Genomic DNA, 24,793 nt, shown 5'->3' with positions numbered 1-24,793 from the left:
CCATGAAAACGATCCTGGTTCCCACCGATTTCTCCGCCAACGCGGAACATGCTATCCGGTACGCGGTCATCTTCGCGAAACCATTTGGTGCCAAGGTGGTGCTCTTCCATTCCTATCTCTTACCCGTTTACGCGACCGATCTGCCACTTCCGGTTGCAACCGATGAGGCCTTGAGATTGGCCTCCCAGGAGTCGTTGGAGAAGCTGGCTACCCGGATGCGTTCAGAGTTTCCGGGTGTGAACTTCGAAACCCGGCTGGAGGCCGGATACGCGGAAGAGGCCATACGCGCTGCAGTGGAAGCCATGAAAGCGGATATGGTCATCATGGGCACCCGGGGCGCCTCGGGAATCCGCGAAGCCCTCATTGGAACGATTACCGCCAGTATGCTCGAAGTGTTGGACGTTCCGCTCATCGCGGTACCGGCGGAATCTCCGGTCAAAGCCCCGTCCCGGATCGTTTTCGCTACCAATTATTCCGAAGGCGATTTTCAGCATGTACTGGACGTGATCGAGATCGCGAAGGGAGTGAAAGCCCGGGTCAGCCTGCTGCATGTGAGTTCAGGTGAACTTGAAAAGGAATACGAGTATGAGGCAATTGAACGCTTTAAGGAGCGATTGAAGGAAGACAGCCATTTCGCGAACATCGACTTCAATCTCTTGGAGAATAAGGATGTTTACGAAGGCTTGAGCGAATTCCTGGTCTCTTCGGGTGCCGACTTTGTGGCCACGTCCATGCGCCGCCGTTCCTTCCTGCAGAAATTGTTCACCAGGAGCATTACGAAAGAGATGGCGTATCACACACACATTCCGCTCCTGGCATTCAAGGTAGGAGACAAGCGTTAACCGCATCGCCATGGTGCACACAAGGTTCTTCGAAGACCTCGGTCGTGTATTGTATGTCCTGGCCATCAACGACGGTCAGGTGCAGGAGCGGGAGCAGGAGATCGTCGAACAATTGATCGACGAAGCCCTGTTGGCGCATCCGGATTTTACTGAGGTTTCCCACCTCAAGAATGCCATGCTGACCAAGATCAGTTTCCGTAACGCGGTGCGGAACGGCATGCAAACCGCCGGCGTGGTGGAGCATTTCAACCAGCAGGTGGTGGAAGACCGTGTGAGGATCGGGAAGGAGAGTCTGGAGTTCGCGTGGAAATTGATCAACGGGCTGTTCGATTCCTGGAAGGGTACCAACGTTTCGGAACAGGAGCAACTGCTGCATTTTCACCGGGTGTTTTTTGGAAAGGATGAGAACGATGGTGTCTAGATTGAATTTCCGTATTGTCTGGTCGATCCTGATCTCGCTCTCGTTGCTGCCGGAGTCAAGCCCGGCACAACCGACTGTCTTATCTGCGGTCGAATCGCGTATCAGCCGGTTCCGAATCGACCATCCGGAGTCCAGCCTTGCTTTCGGATTCCTGGAAGGGGAGAAGAGCCGTGAACTTTTCTTTGCCGATCAGACGAGCGGACAACAACCGGACACTGCAACCGTTTTCCGTCTGGGAAGGTTGACAGCTCTCTGGACCACGACCATGCTTGTCTCGTGTTCCCAGCAGGGATTGCTTTCGCTGGATGCCCCGGTCAGCGACTATCTGCCGGTGAATGTTCCATCTCCTGTTTACCAGCGACTCGTCTGCCAACCGGTTAAACGGACGGAGCAAACTCCTTCGCCGGATGATCCGCGCTTCACTCCGTATGCGTGCCTGCCAGATCCTTCCGATAAGCCCCAGCCCATCCTGCTCTGTTACCTTTCGACGCATACATCCGGCTTGCCGGATCAACCGTTCACGCTGGAGCGGAAGAACGGTGTTCCCGATTACCCCGGCTTCACCGTCGGGTCGCTTTACAAGTTTCTATCGATCTACCGGATTGAACAACCCATCGGGTTCGACTATGTTCACTCGGATCTGGGTATGGTCTTGCTGGGGCATGTCATACAACGAAAGACGGGCCAAACACTGGATTCGGTATTTCGGCAGGAGGTCGCCCTTCCGCTCGGACTCGCTTCCAGTCGCCTGCTAACGGGGACTGAACCGGGTGAATACGGATTGTATGCGGCTGCCATCGGCGGAGAAGCGTCCTTTGCCGATCTTCTGCGTTACCTGCGATTCAACCTGCATCCAGCAGGCAAGATCGGGCAGGTGATGGAGTATATGCACACCCCCCGGGTCCGTATTCGCGAACACGAGGAGATCGCGTTAGGTTGGCATTGCCGGACGTTTGAAGGGAACGGTCGTCGTGTCTTGTATATGAACGGGTCGGAGTCGGGACAAACCGTGATGATGGTGCTGGAAGAATCCGGCAAGAGTGGATTCGTGCTGGCCGGTACCGGTACCGGGCTGTCCGAATTGGGAGATCAACTACTTTCGTTGCTTTATTCGAAACCCGAATGACACCTGTCAATCTTGTACTTTCCGGCGGTGGCGCGCGCGGCATTGCCCACCTGGGTGTGATCAAGGCGCTGATGGAAAGCGGTCTGGTCATCAACGCGATCTCCGGCGTGAGCGCCGGGGCCATCTGCGGCGCTTTCCATGCGGCGGGTTACTCGCCCGAGGATACGCTGAAGATTGTCAAGGAAAGCAAGCTCTTGTACTTGCTCCGTCCGTCTTTCAACGACGGCTTATTCAAGAGTGATAAGATCGGTGAAGTGCTCCGGAAATATCTGGCTAAAAGCACCTTTGAAAGCCTGAATATCCCGTTGTATGTCAGCGCTTCCGATATTTCCGAAGGTCATACCGATTTTTTCAGCCAGGGCGATCTCATCGTTCCGTTACTGGCCTCCTCGGCTTTGCCGGTCATCTTTCAACCGGTAACACTTGACCGGGACCAATTGGTCGACGGGGGTATTCTTAATAACCTTCCGGTGGAACCCTTCCTGGAAGACGACTACACCCTGGTCGGCGTTCACGTAAATCCCTGGACAAATGGTGTCAAAGCGGAATCGGCGTACAGCGTGATGGAACGGAGCATTCAGCTTTCGATCTACGGCACGGTCCTGACCCGTAAGCATCATTGTGATCTTTTCCTGGAACCGGAAGAACTGAAAAACTATAGCATGTACGATCTCGATCACGCGGATAAATTATTCGAGATCGGTTACCTGTTTGCAAAGGAGCGGTTGAACCGCTTTATGGCCTCCGGTCACCATTGTGCCCGCTAGGGGGTGCTTTACCAGCGTTTTGTTTCGATTTCGAGTTGACCGAAGACCGTATTGGTCTCGATTTTCAATGCGGGTTCACCTTCCTTGTAAGTAGAGGTGCGAAAGGCTGTTTCCCCGAACGCGGCGGTCGTACCGTTCGGTGTGCGCGTCGTGCCGAATACCGTATTCGTTTTGACAATGGTCGGAATGGAATCGTTGAGGATCAGCTTGCCATTGCCGAAAACGACATTGACTTCCAGCTTCCGGTCGGACGTGATCGGTGGCGCTTTGAAGAGGTCGAAATTTCCCCTGCCGAACACAACAGAATACTCCTTCTTCCCGTCATCCCATCCGGAATCCGTTTCGGAGAACGCGACGGTTTCATTCTTCTGAAAGCCTCCGGCAATCATACGAACGCCCCACCAGATGAGGACTGCTCCGAATAATACCCGCAAGAAGGGGAAATGTACGTCGAAGATTTCCCGAAGGATGATGGAAAGGCCGAGGAATACGATGACGATTCCCCAAAACAAACCGGAGGAAAGGAGGCTCATGGATCGTTGATTTGACATGTGGATGGATGATGTCGAATGAAATCAGTTCCCGGATGCTTTTTTCCGGAAGTACTTACGAAACAGGAAATTCTGCTGCAGGGCTTTCATGTTTTCGTTGAAGCTGGCCGTGCTGGAATCGATATTCGCAATGCTGCGGCGCAAATGGTCGGCTGTGGCAGGATCCTTCAGGAGTGTCTGAATGGTTCCGTTTCCGCCTTCTACCTCGCCCAGGATCCGGTTCAACCGGTCCGTGGCTTCCGACAGGTTCCGGCCGGAGGTCCGGATATCGGTCAGCGTGCCGCTGAGCTGCTGTTGGAAAGCGCTGCTGTCGGTGACCAACTGGCCCAGTACGCCCTCTCCGGAGCGAACATCATCGACGAGCAGGCCGAGATCTCCGCTAAAACCTTCCAAATGATCGCTCATGCCTTCCAGGTTGGTGAGCGTCCGGCGCAGTCCGGTGGCAAGGCTGGTGTCCATCAAAACGGTATAGAGCGTCCCGCGTGAACGTTGGATGTTGCTGATGATGTCGCGCAGACTGTTGCTGATGAGCAGGACGTTCTGGTTGGTGCCTTCCAGCGTGCGCAGCATACTTTCCGTATCGACAGTCGGGATGACGGGAATTTCATCGCCTTCCGAAACGACCGGCGATTCGGGTGTGCCGGGGTTGATGTTGATGAGTTTGTTGCCCATCAACCCATCGGTTCCGATGGCTGCATACGAGTTTTTCCGGATGTGGTGCAGGAGGTCCTGATTGATGACCATCTTTACCCGAAGACTGGTATCGTTCAGGATGGTGATCTCGTCGACCGTCCCGACGTCGATGCCCGAGAACCGTACGTTGTTGCCCTTTTGCAGGCCGCTGACATTATCGAAAGTCGCGTATAGTTCAAATCGATCACCGAAGAGGTTCTTGTTGTTCCCGATGAAATAGAGTCCCGCTACGAGCAAGATCAGTCCGGTGATGACGAAAACACCCAGCCGAATGTTGTTGAAGGTCTCTTTTGCCATGGATTATTCGAAAAAGGCCCGCACCATCGGGTCTTTGGAGCTGGAAAGTTCGGAAAAAGTTCCTTCTTGGTAATTGATGCCGTCGATCAGGGCCACCAAGCGGTTTCCCACAACGCGCGCGCAGTACATGTCATGGGAGATGATGATGGAGGATGTGTTGTATTTCCGTTGCATGTCGAGCATGAGGTTGCTGATCTCCTTGCCGGTGATCGCGTCCAGTCCGGTGGTGGGTTCGTCGTACAGCATGATCTCCGGCTGCATGATCAGCGAGCGGGCCAGTCCGATCCGTTTGCGCATACCCCCCGACAACTCCGACGGCATCAGTTCGATCGCGTGTTTCAGCCCGACATTTTCCAGGGTATTGCTGACCAGTTCGATGTACGAATCGTGGCGGTGGTCGCGTTCGTGTCGACGTAACGGGAACTCGAGGTTCTCACGAACGGTCATCGAATCATACAGCGCGCTGCTCTGAAAAACGAAGCCGATCTTGGCGCGTACTTCGTCCAGCTCCCGGATCGACATCTCGCTGACTTCCTTGCCGAATACTTTCAGGCTGCCGCGGTCGTATGGGATCAATCCGACGATGCATTTGATCAGTACGGATTTGCCGCAGCCTGACCTCCCTAGCACAACGACGTTTTCTCCGCGATGCAAGGTCAGATTGAAGCCACGCAGTACATGGTTTTTCCCGAACGACTTGTGCATGTCGCGGATCTCGATGATCGGTTGTTCGTTGGTGGAGGAGGCTGCCATCAGATGAGTCCGAGGAATTCGGTTATTTGAACAGCGATCAGGTCGATCACGAAGATGAGGACGGAGGCAATCACGACGGCCGAGTTCGCGGCCCGACCAACGCCTTCGGTTCCTTTCGTAGAAAAGTAACCCTTGTAACACCCGACCAACCCGATGGCGAACCCGAAGAAGAAAGCCTTGATGAAGGAGGGAATGACGTCTCCGAACTCGAGTGATTCGAACACCTGGTTGAAGTAGAGGGTCAGGCTGACACCCCCTTTTACCCGAACGGCGAGAAAGGAACCAAAGAGCGCGATGGCATCACCGATAACGACCAGGATGGGGATCATCAGCGTACTGGCCACGATGCGTGATACAACGATATATTTGAAAGGATTCGTGCCTGATACTTCCATCGCGTCGATCTGTTCCGTTACGCGCATGGAGCCCAGTTCCGCTCCCATGCTGGAGCCGATCTTGCCCGCGCAAATGAGCGCCGTGATCACAGGCCCGATCTCCCGGATGATGGAGATGCCCACCATGGCCGGTAGCCAGGCTTCCGCACCGAACTCGACCAGTGTCGGCCGCGACTGCAAGGTCAGCACCATGCCAATGATGAAGGTGGTCAGTCCAACGAGTGAGAGAGAGCGGAAGCCGATCTGGTACGACTGTCGGATCACTTCGCGGAATTCATAGGGCGGGACCCAGATCTCTTTCAGAAAGCGCAGGGCGAAACGCGTGATCTCGCCGGCTTCCCGGAAAAAATCCCGAATGCCGGGGGATAGGAGTGGGGACAGGTACCGCTTGCCGCTCATAGCCGTTCGGTTGGAAACCGCTTCGCTCAAGATCGAAAGAAATGCCGGATAAAGGAAGCGCGCCATGTCGGGTATCAGCGGGTTTATTGACAAACGTCAGGGTATTGGTTGAAGCCCCGTCCGAATTAGTACATTCGATGCGATGAGCAAACCGGACCGCGAAGCTGAACCGAAGGCAGGAAAAAGCCGTGCCGGAAAGTTCTCCGGTTTTTGGAACCGGCTTGGTCCCGGTCTGATCACCGGTTCGAGCGACGACGATCCTTCCGGCATTGCCACCTATACACAAGCCGGTGCACGATTCGGACTTGCAACTTTGTGGACCTCGATCATCACTTTTCCGTTGATGGCCGGCTTGCAGGAGATGTGTGCCCGGATCGGATTGGTCACTTCTCACGGCCTGATGGGTGTGATCCGGCGCCACTACCCGCGCTGGATCTCCTTCCTGGTCATTGTGCTTAGCTTTCCTGCCATAACGCTGAACATCGGTGCAGACCTCGCCGGAATGGGAGCCGTTTCGACCATGCTGTTCCCATCGATCCATCCCGGCATCTTTTCATTGGGATTCGCGGTCTTGTTGGTGCCGGCCGTGATCCTCCTTTCCTATAACCGCCTGGCGCGTGTACTGAAATGGATGTGCCTCACATTATTGTGCTACCTGGTCGTTCCGTTCTTCGCTGATCTGGACTGGCAACAGGTTGTACACGGTACGTTCTTGCCGGATGTCAGCTTCAGCAAGGAATTCCTGTTCATCCTGGTCGGGATACTGGGAACCACGATCTCTCCATACTTGTTTTTCTGGCAGGCCAGCGTTGAAGTGGAGGAGAAGGAGCACCGGAGTGTCATCGTGGATAAGCATGTGCTGGCAGCCGTCAAAGCCGACATCAACTATGGGATGGGCTTTTCCGGATTGGTCATGTATTTCATCATCCTCAGTGCCGGTGCGATCCTGTTCCCGGAAGGTGTCCGGAATATCGACACCGTGGAGCAGGCTGCCGCTGCACTGAAGCCACTGGCGGGGCGATACGCTTATCTCTTCTTTGCGGTCGGCGTGATCGGGACCGGTCTGCTCGCGATTCCCGTTCTCGCCGGATCGTTATCATACATGATTGCCGAAGCCTTCGACTGGAAATATGGCATGGACAAGAAGTTCTACGAAGCGAAGGGCTTTTATCTGGTCCTGATCGTATCGGTCGGTATAGCTTTGCTGATCCATTTTTCAGGACTCTCGGCCGTACGATCGCTCCTGTATACGGCGGTACTTTACGGACTGACCGCGCCGGTGCTGATCGGACTCATTTTGCATATTTGCAATAACCGCTCGATCATGGGCGAATACGTGAACGGTCGATTAGCGAATTTGCTCGGCGCGATCGCACTGGTCGTGATGACGGTTTGTGCAGGTGCACTCCTATTCTATTGATCATGCCGACAGAAATAAAAATCATCCTCGACCATTTCCCGATCTTCAGCGAGCAGGGATTGAAAGAAGCATTGGCCGAAGTGTCCTTATTGCAGACCTTTCCTTCGGAAACGACCCTGATCCGGGAGAATGAGCCCGTGCGTTTTCTTCCGTTACTCATCCGGGGTGTGGTAAAAGTCATGCGCAACGATGAGTCGGGTCGGGAACTATTGCTGTACTACATACGTGCAGGCGAAAGTTGCATCGCTTCCTTCAATGCCGCGGTCTTTCGACGTACCAGCCAGATAAAAGCGATCACGGAGGAGGAGTCGGAATTACTGTTGGTTCCGGTCCATGCTTTACCGGATCTGATGGAACGTTTTCCTACCTGGAACCGGTTTCTGTTTCAACTTTATCATCAGCGGTTCGAAGAGTTGTTGCAATCCGTCAACACGATTGCTTTCTCCCCGATGGAACAGCGACTGGAATTGTTACTCAGTCGGAAAGTGGAGCTTACCGGCAAGCGGGAAATACGCACCACGCACCAGGAGTTGGCCGACGAGTTGGGCACGGCGCGGGAGGTGGTGTCCCGGTTGCTCAAACGGATGGAACAGGATGGAAAACTCAGCCTTGCCCGCGGGGAGATACGCATCAGCGAATGAAAGCGCCAGAATGTGACCCCGGTCACCGTCTGCCGGGGAACACCATCCTACCTTGGTACCAAAATTGAGCATCATGAAAAAGAACATGGGTACTACGGATCGTGTCTTGCGGGTGATCGTCGCAATCGTACTGGCTGTGCTTTATTACAACGGTACCATCACCGGCACTCTCGGTCTTACGCTGATCGTCCTGTCGGTCGTTTTCGTCCTGACCAGCCTGGTCGGTTTCTGCCCGCTCTATTTACCGTTCGGGATGAATACCTGCGGTAAGGAAAAATCCTGACCCTCCGGTCTCGCGCATTTTTTTATCTTGCATTCGGGGTGGATGACCGTAGCCAACGGTTTCTCCTGACTCCTTTTGCAAGTATGATCCGGGAAGAAGACGGTATACAAGTGGAAATCCCGGTCGGCAATAGCCGGCTGGCTGGCAATCTCTTTCTTCCGGAAGGCGCTGACCGCTGTGTGATCTTCGCGCACGGCTCGGGAAGCAGCCGTTTCAGTCCGCGTAATCGTAGGATCGCCAAACTCCTTTTTCAATCCGGTATCGGGAGTTTTCTAACCGACCTCTTGACGGCTTCGGAAGATGCCGTTCCGGAGTTGCGGTTTGATATACCCCTGCTTACCGACAGGCTGGTGGAAATAACACGTTCCGTTAACGCGATTCACGCGATGGATTCGGTCAGGCTCTCGTACTTCGGAGCGAGTACCGGTGCGGCGGCAGCCTTGCTAGCCGCTGGTCGGCTTCCGGAATTGGTGCGCGCGGTGGTTTGTCGCGGAGGACGTACCGACCTGGCCGGTGAGTTGGTGAGCAGGGTGAGGGCAGCGACCTTGCTCATAGTCGGAGAGATGGATCAGCCGCTCATTCCGATTAACAATCAGACGTATCGGCTCCTTCGTTGTAAGAAGGAGATCGTGTTCATTCCCGGCGCGACCCATCTTTTTGAAGAACCCGGCAAATTGGATGAGGTGGGTCGCCTCACCGCACAATGGGTCCTGACAAATGGTGGCTGACCGCGTCTATCTCGATCGTGCGGAGGCTGCCATGCAGTTACTGCCGTTGTTACACCAGTACCGGGGGCTCGACGGTGTCGTGGTTGCCATTCCGCGCGGGGGAGTACCCATGGGCGCGATCATCGCACGGGAGCTCGGCTGGCCGCTGGATATCGCCTTGGTTAAAAAGATCGGACATCCGGAGAACCCCGAATTCGCCATTGGCGCCGTGAGTTCCGATGACCTTTTCATCGATCCGGAGTTTCGTTCCATACCGGGCCATTACCTGGAGCAACGCATTCTCGAGATAAGGAAGTCGATTCAGGAAAAAAGATTGCGGTACCTCGGAAGTGTACCGCCGCTACCTTTGTTAGGAAGAAAAGTCATTGTGGTGGACGACGGGATCGCCACCGGTCATACCCTGCGCATGACCTTACGCCTTTTGCGCAAGCAAAAACCCGGAGAGTTGATCGTGGCAGTACCTGTTTCTTCGACCCGTGCTGCAGGAATGTTGGAAAAGGAATGCGATACCTTCTTATGCCTGCAACGTCCCGATGATTTTTACGGAGTGGGACAGTATTACGCGAACTTCCAGCCGGTCAGCGATGCGGAGGTGGTGCAGTTATTAAGGCGCTACCGGAAATAGGCTGGGAAATTATTCGATCTCTTCTTCTTCGATCTTACCCGAACGGGTATGTCCGGCAGGCGCCGCTTTGCCCATGAAGAAACGCAGTTTGTTGAAGATGTCGTCGATCCAACTATAGATCTTATTCTCGATGGTGGTTTCCGATTTGAAGATGAATCGCTGCAGCACCATCGACAATCCGACGGCCAAACCATTCCGTAGAAACTCGTTCTTGTCGATCCGGATGCCGGTTGCCGCTGAAAGGGCGTTGATTAGCAGATGCTGGGGTTGCAATTGCTCGCGTATCGATTTGACTTCCTCACGCAATCCCTTTTCCTGCTCTTTCACTTCTTGTCTGAGCCGGCGGACCTCCTGTCGGAGTTCCGCGCGATTGGTGATCGCCTTATGCCTCGTCTTCATCGTGTTCCTCCTCTTTGAGTGCGTGACGGATAATGGAATTGCTCATGGGCAACTTCAGCCAGGCTTCCTGCTTCCAATAGAAGATCAGTCCGGCAAGCAGATAAAACCCGCCAACGAGTAAGAAGCCCAGCCAGGTCTTTCCGAAGTGTTCGCCGAGAGCGAACGCGGCCGCTACGCTTAAAAAACCGAAAACCAGCAGGAATAGGAAAACAAGGATCAGGTTGGCGGTTACATTGCCGGCAAGTTCGGCTCCTTTGTCGATTGCCTGAAGTTTGCTCAGGCGGCTCCGTGTTTCAACGTAATCCTGAACGCGGTCGATGATGCGGTCGATCGGATGGTTATCTTCCATGATGAGAGGGTTGATAGAACGCTTAGCCGGCTGTTTTGCCGTTTACCGTATCGCGCAGGTCTTCCGCTTTTCGCTTTGCCCGCTCGCTCCAGTCGCGTGCGGCATCAGCCATCTTTTCCCGGGTCTCTTCTCCTTTGGCAGGAGCGAAGAGGATGCCCAACAACGCACCAATGGCTACCCCGCCAAGGAACGCCCAAAATGATTTGCCTTCGTTACTCATGCTGAGGAATTTAGATTAAACAAATATAAGCACATTCAAGTGTCAGTGGCATGAGTTAGCTCACCTTTCGTTTCTCAATGCCAAAATCGGCAGGCCGGCATGCAGGGCTAGTTGGCGCGTGTGGTTTTGCTGGAAAATCCTGCTGAATAAACTGTGCTTTTGAGGCAGGAGGGCGAGCCAGTCGGCACCGATCTCCCGGCCGAGCTTTTCAAGCGCGGTATTTTCATCATCGTCGGACAGAAAATGCCAGGTCGCTTGCATGCCCGAAAGAAGCGGGTTGAGGCTGGTCATGAGTTGATCCCGGTCAAAGTTGTCATGCGGCGATTGAACGCATCCGATGTGCAATCCTGCAGGATGGTGGTTCAACAGATTCCTGAGCAGTGTGACGGATTCCGGATCCGGGATGGACTTGCCGTCCGTTGCGAATAATAGTGTTTTCAGTTGCCGATATTCCGCCGTTTGTGGAATGCTCAACACCGGAACAGTACTGCTGCGCAATAATTCCAGCGCGGTATTTCCAATCAGCCTTTCCTGCACCGCGTTTTTGCCTTTCATTCCCGTTACGATCAGTCCGGCTCCTGCATAGGTAGCGTAGTCGTTTATCGCTCGCCGGGTTTCACCGTTTCTGCTCGCAAGTGTAATGTTCAAGGAGGCTCCGACGGAAGACCGCAGTTCTTGTGCGATCTGTTTGAGTGCGGATTCGGTATCCGATTTGAGTTCATCGGGTGTTACGATCAGTTCAATCGGCAGGGTTTTTAGCGGATTGGGCAGGTGGTAAACATTGAGCAGATGCAAATCGGTTCCGGTATCCCGAGCCAGGGAGGCGGCGAAAAGCGCGGCGTGTAAGGCGGCATCTGAAAAATCGGTAGGAACCAGAATGGATTTCATGAAATCAGGAGCATTTAGTAATTTAATCCAATGTACGTTTTCCCTCCGAAGTTTCACTGACCGCAATCAAGGCCCTACCTGACTGGGGTCATAGAGCATCCCGAAAAACCTTAACAAATTGCATAAAATCCTCCCCGATGAACCAGATCCTCTGCCCTACGGATTTCTCGCCCGCTGCCGGCCATGCCGTCGCTTATGCAGCCGCATTGTCCGAACAAATCAACGCCCGCCTGGTGCTGTTGCACGCGTATGAATCTCCTGTCGTGTTTTCGAGTGCTCCTTTGACGAGCATTCGTGACGCGAAGCAGCAGATTAAGCTGGCTGCCCAAAAGAAATTGGATAAATTGGTGCAACAGCTCGAAAAAATCCACCCCCGCCTTGCAACCGAAACGAAGTTGTTGGCCGGCTTGGGTTCAGAGCGAATACTCGATGCCGCCCGCGACATCCATGCCGATATGATTGTGATGGGCGCTACCGGCACCAGTAAGCTCAGTCGTTTACTGATCGGCAGTACGACCGCAGCGGTTATCCGCGACGCGGATTGTCCAGTGCTGTGTATTCCCAAAGAAGCGAAATTCAACGGGATCAACAGGATCGCTTTCGCGACCGACCTGCAGGAAGATAACCTGGCTTCAGCCATGACCGTGACGCCGTTCGCGGCAAAATTCGGCGCCGAGCTCTCGTTTATTTACGTCGATGATAAGCACCTCTTGCATTCCGACGAAGCGATCGAAGAGATGACGCGACGGATCCGCCGGCGTGTGAAGTATCCGAAACTCTCGGGCTTCATCGCAAAGAACCCCAGCATCACGAAAGGATTGGAGACCTTCCTGAAAAAACAACCGGCTGATCTGCTGGTGATGTTCACCCATCCCCGGCGTTTGGGTGAAACGCTTTTTAACCAGAGTGTCACCCGGATGATGTCGCATCAGTCCAAGATTCCGTTGCTGGCCATTCGAAGAATGGATCAACCGGTACCTTCCGGGGAACGGAAGCCTTGAAACGATTCCCGGCTCCGAGTCAACCCGCAGTGGATGCCTGATTCAAAGGACGGTAGACAAGGTGTATGGACCCTTCGTCAACCTGATGAATGTCATTCTCGAACAGCTCGCCTGCCCATAACTTTGGTTGGTAAATCTCATTCTTAAAAACAACAACCATGTCACTCATGCGCAAACCCATCGGCCAATTCCCGGCAATGCGTTCGTTGTTGTCGGATTTCTTCGAAACGGATAAGCTCGGTTTCGACGACTATTTCAGAAAGGACTGGATGCCGGCTGTCAATGTGAAGGACGGTAAGGACCAGTATGAAATCGAAGTCGCGGCACCCGGTCTGAAGAAAGAGGATTTCAAAATTCGTGTGGAGCACGGTATCCTGACGATCTCCTCGGAACAGAAGTCGGAGAAGGAAACGAAGGAGGGCGAGTATACGCGTCGCGAATTCAACTACCAGTCGTTCTCAAGATCATTCGCGCTCCCGCAGGATGTCAAAGAAGAGGATATTCAAGCCAGTTACGCTGACGGAATCCTGAAGCTGCTCGTAGCCAAAAAGCAGACGGTAACAGCGAAGGGCCGCGAGATCGCGGTTAAATGATCGAAGAGCGCATCGCCATGAAATCAACAACGGAAACCGAGATCGCTTTGGAGCGTGGTGCGCCGGTCAATGCCTGCCACGAGGAGTCGGTCGCGTGGAAGGAGGAGATCGCATTTTGGACGGACGAGCTGCGCTTTCTGGAACGACTCATCCTCAAGCGAAAACAGGATCATGCCGTTGCAAAGAAGGTGTCAGTGTTGTTGGATCATCTGGTGCACATGGAAAAACTGATTGTGCACGATTTATATAAAGAGATCGATCGGCACGACGAGCGCCTCGCCACTGCTTCGAATGTTCAAGCGCCCGAATCAACGGCTGCTTTCATGCAGGAACACTACAGGATCCGCTCCAGGTTCCACGATGTAAAACGTGACTACCGGGAGATTAAAAGGAAGATATATGAAATAGAGAAGGGGGAATAGACGGTTCGCCGATTTCGGTCGGCAGCCGTTGTGTGAGAAGCGCGTGGCGTTTCATCCGGGGAGGGATGATCGTTCACGCGCTTCGTGGCTAACAGCCGTTCAGTTCTTCATGCGTGAAAGCCGGTCCGGATTCAGGATGAAGATATTCTTCTCCTTGATGTCGATCAGCTTTTCTTCCTTGAAGTCAGACAAGGTACGGATGACCGATTCGGTGGCCGTTCCGACCATACTGGCGAGATCTTCACGCGAAACGGAAAACCCGGAGTTCTGATCCTTGGCGGTATGGTAGCGCTGCTGCAGCGTGATCAACGCGTCGGCTACCCGTTTCCGTACGGAATTATACGCGAGGTTGAGCAACCGGTCTTCCGTTTCCTGCAGGTTGTTGGAAAGCAATTTGATGAACTTGGCCGCCACATCGCGGTTCGAGTAGAGCAACGAGAAGAAATCCTGTCGGGGGATGATCGTCACTTCCGCTTCGTCCATCGCTTCGGCTGATTCGCGGTACTCGGTGTTCTCGATCAGATCGATGTAACCCAGGAAATCGCCTTCCTTATGGATGCCGGTAATGAATTCCTTGCCGTCTTCGTTGGTCTTGTAGGTCTTGATACGTCCTTTCACGACGAAAATGATCCCGTTGGGCTCGTCGCCTTCCATGTAGATCATTTCCTTCTTTTTGAAGTGGTGGACTTTGCGGTCGGCCGAAAGCCTGCTTAACTCTTCGAGGCCGCGGGCTTGTGCCAGGAATTCGCTGAGCCCCTCGATGTTCTTCGTGAATTCCTTCCTGAATACGTCACTCTTCCGCAGGCGTGCTTCGACCGCGTTCAACAGTTCCATCTCTTCGAAGGGCTTGGTGAGGTAATCGTCGGCGCCCATGCTCATGCCTTTTCTCAGGTCGGCTTTCTCGGCTTTAGCCGTAAGAAAGATGAAGGGAATGCTGGCGGTCGACGGATTTTTGGAAAGCAGGTACAATACGCCATACCCATCCAACTCCGGCATCATGATGTCGCAAATGATCAGGTCCGGATTTTCTTTGGAGGCTTTCTCCACGCCTACACGGCCATTCGGAGCCGATATCACTTTGTAATTGGCCAGCTCGAGGATTTCTGCGGTATTTTCCCGCATGTCGGCATTGTCTTCAATCAGTAGGATCTTCTTCATAGTTAGGCGGTTGCCGTTTCAGGGAGGTTGACGGTAAAGGTAGTGCCTTTTTGGACTTCACTGGTGAACCGGATGTCGCCGCCCAGCAGACGCGCGTATTTGCGGACGATGTTCAGGCCTAGTCCGGTCCCCTGGATGGCTGTCACGTTTCCGGCCCTGAAGAACCGGTCGAACAGGTGCTGTTGGTCTTCCAGAGGTATACCCATACCTTGGTCCTCCACGATCAGTTGGATGCCGTTCCGGGTGTCTGTTGTGAACGAAATCCTGCTGTTCTCCGGGGAGTATTTTATCGCGTTGTTGAGCAGGTTGATGCAGATCGGCCGCAGCAGTTGCTTGTCGGATACCACGTCCTCCTTTTCGCCGGTGTGCCGGTAATGAATGACCTGTCCGGGTTTTGCCAGGGCCTGAAGTTCCTCACACAAATCCTCGGCAAAACGCACGAGGTTTATAGTCTCCGGATGAATTTCGACCTTTCCGGCTTCCAGTTTTTCCAGTGAAAGAAAATCGTTCAGGATCTCCGTCAGGTTCTTGACGGATGTCTTGATTCGCTCGACGTGCTTCCGGGCTTTCTCGCTTTCACCGGCCTGGTGGTAACGGTCGACCAGTGAAATGGAGGAGAGGATCGTACTCAGGGGGGTGCGGAATTCGTGCGACGCGATCGAAACGAAACGCGACTTCATTTCATTCAGGGAACGCTCCTTTTCGAGCGACGCTTTCATTTCCTGCTCCGCTTTCCGGATCTCGGTCACGTTATGGATGACCAACAGGATCTCCTTGACAAAACCTTTGTTGTCGGGGAGCGGAACAGCATTGAGCGCGAAGCGCTGATCGGCATAGCTGAATTCCACATAAGCCGTTTCCCACTGGAAAACCCGCCTGAATTTTTCCTTCGTTTCATCATCCAATTGGAGGAATTGAAGGTCCTGTAACGACTTGCCGTTTAGCTTTTCACGGGGAATATCGAGGTCCTGCAATGCGTTCCCGTCGATCAGTACCACGCGCAGGTTACGGTCCAATACGCAAATGATCCCGTCCGGAAAATTGTGGGCGATCGTATTGAATAGTCGTTCGCTGTCGCGCAGGGCTTCTTCCACTTTCGCGCGGGTAGCCATTTCGCCGTGGAGGGTACGGTTCACGGTGGCCAGGCTGAGGTTCGCGGCGGCAAGTTCGGCGGTACGCTGCTCTACCCGTTGCTCCAGTTCTTCGTTCGCCTGTCGGATCAGTTCGTCCTGTAGCTTTCGCTCCGTGATATCGATCAGGAAGGAGATGACGAACATTTCTTTCTTGATCACGAATGTGCTGAGACTTATCTCTACCGGGAACTCGGAGCCGTCGCTTCTTTTAGCAAAAAGGTCGCGGCCCTTTCCCATCGGACGATTCTTGGGATCCTGCGTATAGCCTTTCCGGAATCCGGCATGATGGTCGCGAAACCGGGTAGGAACAAGGTCCTCGATGGATCGGTTGTTCAGCCCGTCCGCATCATATCCGAACAACTGACAGGCCCGGGGATTCGCCATCACGATGACGCCTTTGGAATTCGAGATCAGGATTCCTTCGGTAGCAAACCGGAACATGGCATTGAGATGTTCGGTGCTTTTGAGCAGATTTTCCTGCGACAGCTTGTATTTGATAATGGCGAACGTGAAAGACCAGATGATCAACACCGGAAAAAAAGTGAAGAGCACCCGGTTGTTGGTCGCCACCGTGTCCTTGCTCAGGAAGAAACCGACCAGGATCAGCCCCGTCATCGCCACACTGGCATCGAAGGTGGAGCGGTTGCCAGGTACGAAAATGGTCAGCAAGACCACCAGCGAGTACAGGAACTCCAGATGATAGTCAGGCCCGAGGTAGTACCCCAAACCGAAAATACCCAGCGCCAATAGGATCCCGGTCAGGAGTATCCTCTTTTGAACAGCGTTCATTTGCATCCCTCTTCAAAAATAATGGATTTAAAATAGAAAATGGAGTGCACTTGTCCTTTCCGGAAAACTGCCATAGGTCAATGATAATGAATGACAAAGGTCATAGGGGCGGGGTCACTGCTTTCGATAGTTTTGAAATCAGAAAAGGGGAAATACTATGACGATCCAAAAAGCCCGGTCCATTCGTAAGATTTTGGTTCCCACCGATTTTTCGGAAAATGCCGCCAATGCTGCGCGTTTTGCCGTTGAGTTGGGAAGGAACATGGCCTCCAGTGTGGTGTTGTACCATGCTTGCCGGGTACCCGTGCTCGCTTCTAACGAGATGATGATCGCCGCTTCCAATACCGATCTGGAACGCGAGTCGAAGGATCGGTTGCGCCAGTTTGCCGACCGGCTTCAGTCCGAGACCGGATATCTGAACATCGATGTTCGTATCAGCAGCGGTTTCGCAGTGGATGAGATCAAGGAACTGGTCGAGCACGAAGATTTCGATTTGGTGGTCATGGGTACCAAAGGTGCCACACGTCTGCAGAGTATGCTGATCGGCAGCAATACTGCTGACGTCATCAGTCACTGCCATTGCCCGGTACTGGCGGTTCCGGAAGATGCCCGGTTTGTACCGCCCGCCCGTATCGTCTTCGCGACGAATTACGCGGACAACGATTTTCAGACGCTCTATATGCTTGCGGACATGTTCCGTTCCTTCAATCCGGAGATCATGGTCGTGCATGTGGAAGAAAACCGACATAACCGGATCGAACAGCGGATGCTGGATTGGTTTGAAGCTCAGGTAGTCGCCAGCATTCCCTACGATAAATTCAGCTTTCACCTGATACACGCGGAAGAGCTCGAAGGCGCACTGAATGATTTCTTAACCTCGGAGAAAGCGGATATGCTGGCTGTGGCGACGCGTCGTCGCGGCTTTTTCGAAAAACTCACCAGTAAGAGCCTGACCCGAAAGCTGGCTTTTCATTCCCATCTTCCGCTCCTGGCGTTCCATGCCCGGAATGTGCCGTCTACACCTTTATTCTGACGAATAGGGGTGTTTGAGTAGCGGATTGCATGACTTGTGTCAGCGACTTTCCTTTTGGTATACAGGAACTTTACGCGCATAAGCTATTGTCATGCTGAAAGAACAAACGCTGGCCGAAATCGTGACACGGCACCCCATGGCCGCCGCTGTCTTCGAGCGTCATAAACTGGATTATTGCTGTCGCGGCAAACGCACCTTGCAGGATGCCTGTGAGAATGATCCGTTATTGTTGAACACGGTTACCACCGAAGTGGAACGAGTTACCCGCTTGGAAGGCGGCCTGTCCACATACCCCGAGTTCGACCACCTGAGTCTGGAGGAGTTGGTGCAATACATCATCGGAAAGCACCATCACTATGTACGTTCAGCGATGCCATTACTGGATGCTCACCTGCGAAAGGTGGCCGGCAAGCACGGGGAGCGACATCCCGAGCTGCACCGTATTCAGCACCTGTTCGCACAGGTGAAGGACGACATGGATCAGCATATGTTCAAGGAAGAGCGTATCCTTTTTCCGCGTATCCTGGAGATCGAACGCGCAGCGCAAAGTGCCAGTATGCACTGGATTCCGGATCGCCATTATATTACGGCGCCTATCCATGTGATGGAAGCCGAGCACGACGAAGCGGGGACGGCGCTCGCCGAGATCCATCAACTTTCTTCGGCTTACACGCCTCCGGATGATGCCTGCACGACGTACCGGCTCGTATTTGAGGAGTTAAAGGCCTTTGAACAGGATCTCCACCAACACGTTCATTTGGAGAACAACCTCTTGTTTCCCAAAGCGGTTGCGTTGCAGCAAACGATCGGAACAATCAACCTGAATTGAACTTCCCGGGCCGTGTGGAAGGTACTAGCCTGGTTGTCGCTCTTCGTCGCTTCACTCGGATATTCCGTCTGGGTCTATTGCGCTTCGTCGCGGGAACCTTCCATCACCGATAGCGAAACGGTATTGGCGGGGAAAAAAGTATTTCAACAACACAATTGCATCGCCTGTCATCAGGTGTACGGTCTTGGCGGCTATCTCGGACCGGACCTGACACGGCTGATGTCGACGCCTGGCAAGGGAAGCCGTTGGGCCAATGCCGTCATTCGGACCGGCAATGAACGGATGCCGGCGTACGACCTGACGGAGGCGGATATGGCTGCACTTCTTGAATTCTTATCGGCTGTGGATCGCAGTGCTGTGATCGTCCCTGGCCGGTCCGAACTGATTCAACAACCTGGATAAGCAATGGCAGTACAACTAAAGAACAAGCGACCATCCTGGGCCGAGCCCTACAAGATTAAAGTGGTCGAGTTGGTGCGGATGACGTCGCCGGAAGATCGCCGGAAGGCGCTGGAAGCCGCGGGTTACAATACCTTTCTCCTCAGATCCGGTCAGGTCTACATCGACCTGCTGACGGATTCCGGCACATCGGCCATGAGCGACCGCCAGTGGGCGGGCATGATGCTGGGCGATGAAGCCTACGCGGGAAGCGAGAATTTCTATCACCTCGAAGCGGTGATCCGGAAATACTACGGCTATCGGCATGTCATCCCGACGCACCAGGGCAGAGGGGCGGAGAATATCATTTCGCAGATCCTGATCAAGCCGGGCGATATCGTTCCCGGTAACATGTATTTCACCACGACGCGACTCCACCAGGAGCTGGCGGGTGGGACCTTCGCCGATATCATCATCGATGAAGCGCATGATCCCAGGAGCGAGTTTCCTTTCAAAGGAAACGTCGACTTGGCAAAGCTGGATGCACTTGTAAAGCAGCATGGGGCGAAAAAGATTCCCTACGTCTCCTTGGCGACCAGTGTGAACATGGCCGGCGGACAACCGGTTTCCATGCAGAATCTGAAGGAGCTTTATCGATATACGCGTAAGCACGGTATCCGGATCATCCACGACATGACCCGGGTGGCCGAAAATGCCTGGTTCATTAAGCAAAGAGAAAAAGGATACGCGAAGAAAAGCGTTGCAGAGATCGTTCGGGAAATCTGTTCCTATACCGATGGGGCCACGATGAGCGCCAAGAAAGACGCGCTCGTCAATATCGGCGGGTTCCTGGCGGTGAACGACCGCAAGATCTACCAGGAAGCCAGTAACCTTGTTGTAGTGTATGAAGGCTTGCACACCTATGGCGGACTCGCGGGACGCGACATGGAGGCGATTGCGATCGGCATTACCGAGTCGGTCGACGATTACCATATCCACGCCCGGATAGGCCAGGTGGAATACCTGGGCAATAAACTGCGCGATGCCGGAGTGCCGATCGTATTGCCGATCGGTGGTCACGGCATCTTTCTTGACGCCCGCCGGTTCCTGCCACACCTGAAACAACTGGAGTTCCCCGCACAGGCGCTGGCCGCGGCGATCTATCTTGATTCGGGTGTGCGATCGATGGAACGCGGTATCGTATCCGCCGGACGCAACAAGGAAACGGGCGATCACTACTATCCGCCATTGGAGTTGGTTCGTCTGACTATCCCGCGTCGGGTCTATACGCAGGCCCATATGGACGTTGTCGCCGAATCCATCGAACGTGTCTATCGCCGGCGCCGTAGTGTTCCCGGCTTAAAAATGATCTATGAGCCGAAGTATCTGCGGTTCTTTCAAGCCAGGTTCAAACCATTCTCAAAATGAGTAGCGATCATCGATTCCGGCCGGAGACGTTGATGATGTCTTACGGCTACAAGCCTGAACTATCGGAAGGCGCTATCAAGTGCCCGATCTTCCAGACCTCCACCTTCGTTTTCAAGAACGCGGCCGCGGGCAAGCATTTTTTCGAAGTGGCATATGGAATCAAGGAGAAAGGACCCAAAGAAGAACTGGGGCTCATCTACAGCCGGCTGAACAATCCCGACCTGGAGATTCTCGAAAATCGACTCACCCTGTGGGATGAAGCGGAGGAAGGTGCGGTCTTCGAGAGCGGTCTTGCCGCTATCACCACGGTCATGCTGGAATTCCTTTCTCCAGGCGACCTGCTGCTTTTCAGTACACCGCTCTACGGTGGTACCGACCATTTCATCCATCAGGTGCTGAGCCGGTTTGGTATCATGGCCGTTCCGTTCCATGCGGGCCAGGGAGAAACGGAACTCGCGAAAATGATCGATTCCAGTGGCAGGTCGGATCGGCTCGGGATGATTTACCTCGAGACACCGGCCAATCCTACCAACGCGCTCATCGATATCGAAATGTGCGCGAAGGTGGCTGCCCGCTATCGGAAGCCTGATCGTCCTGTGCCCATTGTGGTCGATAATACTTATATGGGTCCCTTGTGGCAGCACCCGTTGAAACTAGGCGCGGATCTGGTCGTGTATTCGGCAACCAAGTATATCGGCGGCCATTCCGATGTGATTGCAGGCGCATGTCTTGGACGGAAATCGTTGATGGCCCGCGTTCGTTCGCTGCGTACGTTTCTCGGGAACATGGCCGGGCCCTGGACAGGCTGGTTGCTCATGCGAAGCCTCGAGACCCTGAAACCACGTATGGAAACACAAGCCAGGAACGCGGCGCAGGTGGCCGAATTTCTGCAGGCCCACCCGAAGGTGGAAAAAGTATACTACCTCGGATTGCTGGACTCGAACGACCCTCAGTTCGCCATCTACAAAAAGCAATGCAATTCCGCCGGAGCCATGGTCTCCTTCGATATACGCGGAGGAGAGCCGGAAGCGTTTCGGTTCCTCGACAACCTGAAGCTGATCCGGCTGGCTGTCAGCCTGGGCGGCACGGAAAGCCTCGCGGAACACCCTGCAAGCATGACGCATTGCGACATTCAACCCGATGCAAGGGTTGGAATGGGCATTACGGATAAGTTGATCCGACTTTCGATCGGCGTGGAGTATGCACAGGATATCATCTGGGATATCGATCAGGCGCTTGAAAAAGTATAAGGATCAGACTACCGAAAGAAAATAATAGCATTCACACGATTAAAGTAGAAGACCGGTGAACTTTAAAACCATCATAGAGCCTTTCCGCATCAAAAGCGTCGAGCCGATTTCCATGACAACCCGTGAGGATCGGGTACGCTACCTGCACGAAGCACATTACAACCCCTTCCTGCTGTCGAGTGAACAGGTCTTAATCGACTTCCTGACCGATAGTGGAACCTCGGCGATGTCGAGCCGGCAATGGGCGGCGATGATGGACGGAGACGAGTCCTACGCCGGCGCGAGAAGTTGGGAGCATTTCCGCGATGCTGTGCACGAACTGACGGGTATGCCGTATATCCTGCCCACTCACCAGGGCCGTGCCGCCGAGCGAATCCTCTATGGTCAAATCGGCGGGAAGGGTAAGACCTTTATCAGTAACACGCACTTCGACACCACGCGGGCGAATATCGAGTTCAGCGGCGCGGAAGCGATCGATATCCCGGTACAGGAATCGCGCGACTTTGAGAGTGATTTTCCCTTCAAGGGCGATCTGGATATAGAAGTGCTGGAGCAACTCATCAAACAGAAAGGTGCCGGATCAATCGCCGGAGTCATTCTTACCGTTACGAACAACAGTGGCGGCGGACAGCCCGTCAGCATGGGTAACGCCCGTGCCGTTCGTGATATCTGCCACCGGCACGGTATCTTGTTCATTCTCGATATGTGCCGCATCGCGGAGAACGCCTGGTTCATCCGTCATCGGGAAAAAGGTTATAGCGGGAAGACCTATCTGCAGATTGCACAGGAAATGTGCTCGCTGGCCGATGCCTGCGTCATGAGCGCGAAGAAAGACGCGCTGGTTAACATGGGAGGATTCCTGACACTGCGTAGCAAGTCCCTGGCCGATGCCTGTACGCAATTGTTGATCATTACGGAAGGATTTGCCACCTATGGCGGACTCTCCGGCCGCGACATGGAAGCCATCGCTGTTGGATTGCGCGAGGTGTTCCAGCCGGATTATCTCCACTATCGAATCAAGAGCACGACCTATCTGGGCGATAAACTCAAAGCCTTGGGTGTCCCGATCCTGTTTCCGGTTGGCGGTCATGCCGTCTATGTCGATGCCAGGCGTTTTTATCCGAACATACCGATCGAGCACTATCCCGGTCAGGCGCTGGTTTGCGCTTTATACGAATTGGGCGGGGTGAGATGCGTTGAAGTCGGATCGGTGATGTTTGGCAAGTACGATGAGCAGGGTAAGCTCGTGGCGGCGCCGATGGACCTGGTGCGACTGGCCATACCCCGAAGGGTTTATACGCAGAGCCACATTGATTATGTCGTCGAAGTCTTTGAAGCGGCGTTGAAGGAGCGGGACGCGGCCAAAGGTTTCCGGATCAGCTATGAGCCGAAATTCCTGCGTCATTTTACGGCGCACTTCGAGCGACTTTGATTTCAGGAATGTGAATTGATATCTGGTCGGTTGAGTCCGATCATTTTTCCAAACTTCGTTCGGCCGTTTCTTGGCGGCATGTCGCGCATACGTTTTCCCAAGCGGGTAGGGGAACGGTTCCAGGTCTTGGGATTGATTTTCCTGTTGCTGGGTTTGGTCTTCGGCTTGACGGCTATCCTGCAGTATGCGATTCCCTCGCTCTGGCGCGATTCGTTTTCATTCGCGCGATCCCGTCCCTTACATGTCTTTCTGGTGGTGCAGTGGATCTTCTGTGGCGGAATTGGCGGGGTCTATGCATGGCTGGAGCGACAAACGCGTTGGGCCGAGAGCCGGAAGCCGGCTCGTTGGGGATCGTTTCATTTTGTGCTCCATTCCGGAACATCGCTGCTGATCCTGATTGCGCTGCTGTCGGGACGTTATGGTGGTCGCGAGTACCTGGAGTTTCCGCCGGTTTTGGGTATCGGCTATTTTCTCTCCTGGTTGTTGTTCGCGGCGATATTCTTCAGCAACGCAGGCCATCCGCGTTCCTGGCCGGTCTACGCCTGGATGTTCGCGACCGGTATCGTTGCGTTTTTGTTTTCCTACATCGAAGCATTCTCCTGGCTCATCCCGTCGGTTGGCGGAACGGTCGTTCGTGACCTGACGATCCAATGGAAATCCCTTGGCTCCATGGTGGGTTCCTGGAACATGTTGATTTATGGCGGCGGCTTTTTTATCCTGGAACGAATCGACGGAAACGTCGGACGGGGTTTTCAACGCGATGTATTTCTGGTGTACCTGCTCGGATTTCTCAATTTACTATTCAACTGGGGGCATCATATCTATCCGCTGCCGGTCGCGGCGGTATTGCGCAACATCGCTTATGGTGTCAGCATGACGGAGCTGCTGCTCCTGGCCAGGATCCTCTGGAATTTTCTCCGTGATGCACGGCAAGCCCGAGTACATTGGAACACGGAAGCACGACGGTGGATTTTTGCCGCGGATGCATGGGTGCTCTTGAACCTTGCGCTGGCGATTTTATTGTCGATTCCTGCTCTGAATGCTTTTACGCATGGAACGCATATCACGGTCGCTCATGCCATGGGGGCAACGATCGGTATCAATACGAACTTATTGTTTGCCTCACTCGCATTCAAACCCAATGCGAAGGATCAACCTTCGAATGAACTCCGGTCGGTTTCCTGGCTGTTGTGGTCCATGCAGTGTTTGTTATTGTGCTTCTGGACAGGATTGCTGCTGGCGGGTTGGTTACGGATAGATGCCATTCGGCAACAATTGACTTTCGCGGAAATGGGTTTACGTCTCCTTCCGTATTACCGCTACCTCGGCTTTGCAGGTTGGATCCTTGGCGCCTTGGTTGGATTCGTGGGTTGGAGATTTCTAAGAGCGCTACTGAAACCCGTGAAAAGCGTAAAAACTGAAAGTGAACCGGAAAAGGAAATGCAAGTTGTAACCGATAATGGCTGACGGTGTCGAATTCCGCTCATTTTACTTGAATTATCCAGGAAGATCATTTCATATCTGATCGCTATCATGGACGGATTGAAGCG

Annotated in this window: 29 protein-coding genes; 19 read left to right on the top strand and 10 right to left on the bottom strand. The window is 53.8% G+C overall.

Going from position 1 to position 24,793, the window contains the following annotated elements; genetic code table 11:
• Positions 1-2: 2 nt before the first annotated feature.
• From IPJ96_11975 to IPJ96_11960, 4 genes are read left to right on the top strand one after another with little or no spacing between them, the layout of a single operon-like run.
• On the top strand, positions 3-842 hold the full coding sequence (locus IPJ96_11975) for a universal stress protein (protein MBK7911047.1): 840 nt from the start codon (positions 3-5) through the stop codon (positions 840-842).
• 10 nt (positions 843-852) lie between these two features.
• A complete protein-coding gene (locus IPJ96_11970; GenBank protein MBK7911046.1) occupies positions 853-1,263 on the top strand; it encodes a hypothetical protein in 411 nt (136 codons plus the stop codon).
• Between the two features lies 1 nt (position 1,264).
• The gene (locus IPJ96_11965; protein MBK7911045.1) at positions 1,265-2,389 is read left to right on the top strand and encodes a beta-lactamase family protein; all 1,125 of its coding nucleotides are present in this window, start codon (positions 1,265-1,267) and stop codon (positions 2,387-2,389) included.
• Positions 2,386-3,156, top strand: coding sequence for a patatin-like phospholipase family protein (locus IPJ96_11960; protein MBK7911044.1), 771 nt, complete (start codon positions 2,386-2,388; stop codon positions 3,154-3,156). Before IPJ96_11965 ends, IPJ96_11960 begins: the two co-directional genes overlap by 4 nt.
• Positions 3,157-3,164: 8 nt before the next feature.
• On the opposite strand, the gene IPJ96_11955 is transcribed toward IPJ96_11960, so the two are convergent.
• The 4 genes from IPJ96_11955 to IPJ96_11940 are packed head-to-tail and all read right to left on the bottom strand — an operon-like array spanning position 3,165 to position 6,244.
• Positions 3,165-3,689 carry a hypothetical protein gene (locus IPJ96_11955; GenBank protein ID MBK7911043.1) on the bottom strand — a complete coding sequence of 175 codons (525 nt, stop codon included), beginning with the start codon at positions 3,687-3,689 and terminating at the stop codon, positions 3,165-3,167.
• A gap of 42 nt (positions 3,690-3,731) precedes the next feature.
• Complete coding sequence (locus IPJ96_11950) at positions 3,732-4,697, bottom strand: MCE family protein (protein ID MBK7911042.1); 966 nt, start codon at positions 4,695-4,697, stop codon at positions 3,732-3,734.
• A 3-nt stretch (positions 4,698-4,700) separates the two neighbouring features.
• The gene (locus IPJ96_11945) at positions 4,701-5,450 is read right to left on the bottom strand and encodes an ATP-binding cassette domain-containing protein (protein ID MBK7911041.1); all 750 of its coding nucleotides are present in this window, start codon (positions 5,448-5,450) and stop codon (positions 4,701-4,703) included.
• On the bottom strand, positions 5,450-6,244 hold the full coding sequence (locus IPJ96_11940; GenBank protein MBK7911040.1) for an ABC transporter permease: 795 nt from the start codon (positions 6,242-6,244) through the stop codon (positions 5,450-5,452). Before IPJ96_11940 ends, IPJ96_11945 begins: the two co-directional genes overlap by 1 nt.
• A gap of 142 nt (positions 6,245-6,386) precedes the next feature.
• Here IPJ96_11940 and IPJ96_11935 point away from each other — a divergent pair, with 142 nt between their 5' ends.
• From IPJ96_11935 to IPJ96_11915, 5 genes are all read left to right on the top strand, one after another.
• Complete coding sequence (locus IPJ96_11935; protein ID MBK7911039.1) at positions 6,387-7,664, top strand: divalent metal cation transporter; 1,278 nt, start codon at positions 6,387-6,389, stop codon at positions 7,662-7,664.
• Between the two features lie 2 nt (positions 7,665-7,666).
• The gene (locus tag IPJ96_11930; protein ID MBK7911038.1) at positions 7,667-8,305 is read left to right on the top strand and encodes a Crp/Fnr family transcriptional regulator; all 639 of its coding nucleotides are present in this window, start codon (positions 7,667-7,669) and stop codon (positions 8,303-8,305) included.
• 73 nt (positions 8,306-8,378) lie between these two features.
• Positions 8,379-8,588: a DUF2892 domain-containing protein gene (locus IPJ96_11925; GenBank protein MBK7911037.1), complete on the top strand. Its 210-nt coding sequence runs from the start codon at positions 8,379-8,381 to the stop codon at positions 8,586-8,588.
• A gap of 83 nt (positions 8,589-8,671) precedes the next feature.
• Positions 8,672-9,316: an alpha/beta hydrolase gene (locus tag IPJ96_11920; GenBank protein ID MBK7911036.1), complete on the top strand. Its 645-nt coding sequence runs from the start codon at positions 8,672-8,674 to the stop codon at positions 9,314-9,316.
• The gene (locus IPJ96_11915) at positions 9,306-9,941 is read left to right on the top strand and encodes a phosphoribosyltransferase (GenBank protein ID MBK7911035.1); all 636 of its coding nucleotides are present in this window, start codon (positions 9,306-9,308) and stop codon (positions 9,939-9,941) included. Before IPJ96_11920 ends, IPJ96_11915 begins: the two co-directional genes overlap by 11 nt.
• A 9-nt stretch (positions 9,942-9,950) precedes the next feature.
• On the opposite strand, the gene IPJ96_11910 is transcribed toward IPJ96_11915, so the two are convergent.
• The 4 genes from IPJ96_11910 to IPJ96_11895 are packed head-to-tail and all read right to left on the bottom strand — an operon-like array spanning position 9,951 to position 11,797.
• The gene (locus tag IPJ96_11910) at positions 9,951-10,340 is read right to left on the bottom strand and encodes a hypothetical protein (protein MBK7911034.1); all 390 of its coding nucleotides are present in this window, start codon (positions 10,338-10,340) and stop codon (positions 9,951-9,953) included.
• The gene (locus IPJ96_11905) at positions 10,324-10,689 is read right to left on the bottom strand and encodes a phage holin family protein (GenBank protein MBK7911033.1); all 366 of its coding nucleotides are present in this window, start codon (positions 10,687-10,689) and stop codon (positions 10,324-10,326) included. The genes IPJ96_11910 and IPJ96_11905 overlap by 17 nt, the downstream gene beginning before the upstream one ends.
• A gap of 22 nt (positions 10,690-10,711) precedes the next feature.
• Positions 10,712-10,909, bottom strand: a complete 198-nt coding sequence (locus IPJ96_11900) for a YtxH domain-containing protein (protein MBK7911032.1) — start codon at positions 10,907-10,909, stop codon at positions 10,712-10,714.
• 60 nt (positions 10,910-10,969) lie between these two features.
• On the bottom strand, positions 10,970-11,797 hold the full coding sequence (locus IPJ96_11895) for a universal stress protein (GenBank protein MBK7911031.1): 828 nt from the start codon (positions 11,795-11,797) through the stop codon (positions 10,970-10,972).
• Positions 11,798-11,934: 137 nt separating this feature from the next.
• Here IPJ96_11895 and IPJ96_11890 point away from each other — a divergent pair, with 137 nt between their 5' ends.
• The 3 genes from IPJ96_11890 (at position 11,935) to IPJ96_11880 (ending at position 13,813) form a co-directional block, all read left to right on the top strand.
• Positions 11,935-12,798: a universal stress protein gene (locus tag IPJ96_11890; GenBank protein MBK7911030.1), complete on the top strand. Its 864-nt coding sequence runs from the start codon at positions 11,935-11,937 to the stop codon at positions 12,796-12,798.
• A 269-nt stretch (positions 12,799-13,067) separates the two neighbouring features.
• Entirely contained in the window at positions 13,068-13,391 is a 324-nt protein-coding gene (locus IPJ96_11885; GenBank protein ID MBK7911029.1) for an Hsp20/alpha crystallin family protein, read from the top strand.
• Positions 13,388-13,813 carry a hypothetical protein gene (locus IPJ96_11880; protein MBK7911028.1) on the top strand — a complete coding sequence of 142 codons (426 nt, stop codon included), beginning with the start codon at positions 13,388-13,390 and terminating at the stop codon, positions 13,811-13,813. Before IPJ96_11885 ends, IPJ96_11880 begins: the two co-directional genes overlap by 4 nt.
• Positions 13,814-13,912: 99 nt before the next feature.
• Here IPJ96_11880 and IPJ96_11875 read toward each other — a convergent pair whose 3' ends face one another.
• Both IPJ96_11875 and IPJ96_11870 read right to left on the bottom strand, forming a co-directional pair.
• A complete protein-coding gene (locus IPJ96_11875; GenBank protein MBK7911027.1) occupies positions 13,913-14,971 on the bottom strand; it encodes a response regulator in 1,059 nt (352 codons plus the stop codon).
• Positions 14,972-14,973: 2 nt separating this feature from the next.
• Positions 14,974-16,893, bottom strand: coding sequence for a PAS domain S-box protein (locus IPJ96_11870; protein MBK7911026.1), 1,920 nt, complete (start codon positions 16,891-16,893; stop codon positions 14,974-14,976).
• A gap of 157 nt (positions 16,894-17,050) precedes the next feature.
• On the opposite strand from IPJ96_11870, the gene IPJ96_11865 reads away from it, so the two are divergent.
• The 7 genes from IPJ96_11865 (at position 17,051) to IPJ96_11835 (ending at position 24,710) form a co-directional block, all read left to right on the top strand.
• A complete protein-coding gene (locus IPJ96_11865; protein ID MBK7911025.1) occupies positions 17,051-17,926 on the top strand; it encodes a universal stress protein in 876 nt (291 codons plus the stop codon).
• 91 nt (positions 17,927-18,017) lie between these two features.
• Positions 18,018-18,755 carry an iron-sulfur cluster repair di-iron protein gene (ric, locus tag IPJ96_11860; GenBank protein MBK7911024.1) on the top strand — a complete coding sequence of 246 codons (738 nt, stop codon included), beginning with the start codon at positions 18,018-18,020 and terminating at the stop codon, positions 18,753-18,755.
• A gap of 12 nt (positions 18,756-18,767) precedes the next feature.
• On the top strand, positions 18,768-19,157 hold the full coding sequence (locus IPJ96_11855; GenBank protein ID MBK7911023.1) for a cytochrome c: 390 nt from the start codon (positions 18,768-18,770) through the stop codon (positions 19,155-19,157).
• 3 nt (positions 19,158-19,160) lie between these two features.
• Complete coding sequence (locus tag IPJ96_11850) at positions 19,161-20,561, top strand: tyrosine phenol-lyase (GenBank protein ID MBK7911022.1); 1,401 nt, start codon at positions 19,161-19,163, stop codon at positions 20,559-20,561.
• Entirely contained in the window at positions 20,558-21,811 is a 1,254-nt protein-coding gene (locus IPJ96_11845) for a cystathionine gamma-synthase family protein (protein ID MBK7911021.1), read from the top strand. The genes IPJ96_11850 and IPJ96_11845 overlap by 4 nt, the downstream gene beginning before the upstream one ends.
• Before the next feature lie 55 nt (positions 21,812-21,866).
• A complete protein-coding gene (locus IPJ96_11840) occupies positions 21,867-23,243 on the top strand; it encodes a tryptophanase (protein ID MBK7911020.1) in 1,377 nt (458 codons plus the stop codon).
• A 78-nt stretch (positions 23,244-23,321) separates the two neighbouring features.
• Positions 23,322-24,710 (top strand): cbb3-type cytochrome c oxidase subunit I, encoded by a 1,389-nt coding sequence (locus IPJ96_11835; GenBank protein ID MBK7911019.1) that lies wholly within the window; start codon positions 23,322-23,324, stop codon positions 24,708-24,710.
• Positions 24,711-24,793: the final 83 nt, after the last annotated feature.

It is taken from the genome of Bacteroidota bacterium, assembly GCA_016713765.1.
In the GTDB taxonomy this organism is placed as follows: Bacteria; Bacteroidota; Bacteroidia; order AKYH767-A; family 2013-40CM-41-45; genus Pollutiaquabacter; species Pollutiaquabacter aromativorans.
This window is presented reverse-complemented; position numbering and strand designations above follow the sequence as displayed.

What these genes read in the sequence shown, in the direction of transcription:
- IPJ96_11925 (MBK7911037.1), top strand. Translation starts at nt 8,379, where the DNA reads ATGAAAAAGAACATGGGTACTACGGATCGTGTCTTGCGGGTGATCGTC.
- IPJ96_11845 (MBK7911021.1), top strand. Translation starts at nt 20,558, where the DNA reads ATGAGTAGCGATCATCGATTCCGGCCGGAGACGTTGATGATGTCTTAC.
- IPJ96_11955 (MBK7911043.1), bottom strand. Translation starts at nt 3,689, where the DNA reads ATGAGCCTCCTTTCCTCCGGTTTGTTTTGGGGAATCGTCATCGTATTC.
- IPJ96_11890 (MBK7911030.1), top strand. Translation starts at nt 11,935, where the DNA reads ATGAACCAGATCCTCTGCCCTACGGATTTCTCGCCCGCTGCCGGCCAT.
- IPJ96_11885 (MBK7911029.1), top strand. Translation starts at nt 13,068, where the DNA reads ATGCCGGCTGTCAATGTGAAGGACGGTAAGGACCAGTATGAAATCGAA.
- IPJ96_11850 (MBK7911022.1), top strand. Translation starts at nt 19,161, where the DNA reads ATGGCAGTACAACTAAAGAACAAGCGACCATCCTGGGCCGAGCCCTAC.
- IPJ96_11945 (MBK7911041.1), bottom strand. Translation starts at nt 5,450, where the DNA reads ATGGCAGCCTCCTCCACCAACGAACAACCGATCATCGAGATCCGCGAC.
- IPJ96_11835 (MBK7911019.1), top strand. Translation starts at nt 23,322, where the DNA reads ATGTCGCGCATACGTTTTCCCAAGCGGGTAGGGGAACGGTTCCAGGTC.
- IPJ96_11915 (MBK7911035.1), top strand. Translation starts at nt 9,306, where the DNA reads ATGGTGGCTGACCGCGTCTATCTCGATCGTGCGGAGGCTGCCATGCAG.
- IPJ96_11875 (MBK7911027.1), bottom strand. Translation starts at nt 14,971, where the DNA reads ATGAAGAAGATCCTACTGATTGAAGACAATGCCGACATGCGGGAAAAT.
- IPJ96_11950 (MBK7911042.1), bottom strand. Translation starts at nt 4,697, where the DNA reads ATGGCAAAAGAGACCTTCAACAACATTCGGCTGGGTGTTTTCGTCATC.
- IPJ96_11920 (MBK7911036.1), top strand. Translation starts at nt 8,672, where the DNA reads ATGATCCGGGAAGAAGACGGTATACAAGTGGAAATCCCGGTCGGCAAT.
- IPJ96_11930 (MBK7911038.1), top strand. Translation starts at nt 7,667, where the DNA reads ATGCCGACAGAAATAAAAATCATCCTCGACCATTTCCCGATCTTCAGC.
- IPJ96_11900 (MBK7911032.1), bottom strand. Translation starts at nt 10,909, where the DNA reads ATGAGTAACGAAGGCAAATCATTTTGGGCGTTCCTTGGCGGGGTAGCC.
- IPJ96_11960 (MBK7911044.1), top strand. Translation starts at nt 2,386, where the DNA reads ATGACACCTGTCAATCTTGTACTTTCCGGCGGTGGCGCGCGCGGCATT.
- IPJ96_11880 (MBK7911028.1), top strand. Translation starts at nt 13,388, where the DNA reads ATGATCGAAGAGCGCATCGCCATGAAATCAACAACGGAAACCGAGATC.
- IPJ96_11935 (MBK7911039.1), top strand. Translation starts at nt 6,387, where the DNA reads ATGAGCAAACCGGACCGCGAAGCTGAACCGAAGGCAGGAAAAAGCCGT.
- IPJ96_11940 (MBK7911040.1), bottom strand. Translation starts at nt 6,244, where the DNA reads ATGAGCGGCAAGCGGTACCTGTCCCCACTCCTATCCCCCGGCATTCGG.
- IPJ96_11870 (MBK7911026.1), bottom strand. Translation starts at nt 16,893, where the DNA reads ATGAACGCTGTTCAAAAGAGGATACTCCTGACCGGGATCCTATTGGCG.
- IPJ96_11865 (MBK7911025.1), top strand. Translation starts at nt 17,051, where the DNA reads ATGACGATCCAAAAAGCCCGGTCCATTCGTAAGATTTTGGTTCCCACC.
- IPJ96_11975 (MBK7911047.1), top strand. Translation starts at nt 3, where the DNA reads ATGAAAACGATCCTGGTTCCCACCGATTTCTCCGCCAACGCGGAACAT.
- IPJ96_11895 (MBK7911031.1), bottom strand. Translation starts at nt 11,797, where the DNA reads ATGAAATCCATTCTGGTTCCTACCGATTTTTCAGATGCCGCCTTACAC.
- ric (MBK7911024.1), top strand. Translation starts at nt 18,018, where the DNA reads ATGCTGAAAGAACAAACGCTGGCCGAAATCGTGACACGGCACCCCATG.
- IPJ96_11905 (MBK7911033.1), bottom strand. Translation starts at nt 10,689, where the DNA reads ATGGAAGATAACCATCCGATCGACCGCATCATCGACCGCGTTCAGGAT.
- IPJ96_11970 (MBK7911046.1), top strand. Translation starts at nt 853, where the DNA reads ATGGTGCACACAAGGTTCTTCGAAGACCTCGGTCGTGTATTGTATGTC.
- IPJ96_11910 (MBK7911034.1), bottom strand. Translation starts at nt 10,340, where the DNA reads ATGAAGACGAGGCATAAGGCGATCACCAATCGCGCGGAACTCCGACAG.